This is a genomic window from Alcanivorax sp. HI0083, assembly GCF_001635175.1.
Map to the genome: position 1 here is coordinate 1 of NZ_LWFX01000669.1, position 310 is coordinate 310.

A 310-nucleotide genomic window follows, 5' to 3' on the forward strand; every position below is an offset into this window, starting at 1 on the left:
TCTCCCCCATGGTCAGGAAGAACTCTTCCATTTGCGGGCGAGAAAGGCCGAGCAGATTTACCTTCTGTTGGGCAGTCATAGCATTCTCCAATAGGAAACCGGGTTTCCTTTAAACGCCAACCACGGCCCGAGGCCGTGGTTGGTATTGCACGCAAGCGGATATTAGCTGGCGCGCGGGCACAGTTCTTCGTCGGAGAAGAAGTAGGCCAGTTCGCGGGCGGCTGACTCGGTGGAGTCAGAACCATGGACCGCGTTTGCATCGATTGTTTCCGCAAAATCTGCACGGATAGTGCCGGCTTCGGCTTCTTTC

General features: G+C 55.8%; 1 protein-coding gene. It reads right to left on the reverse strand.

All coding sequences use genetic code 11. The annotated features are described in order from the left end of the window. Positions 1–162 precede the first annotated feature (162 nt). Positions 163–310, reverse strand: a 148-nt coding sequence (locus A3754_RS06660; RefSeq protein ID WP_304439817.1) for a nucleoside-diphosphate kinase, incomplete at its 5' end; no start/stop codon positions are given.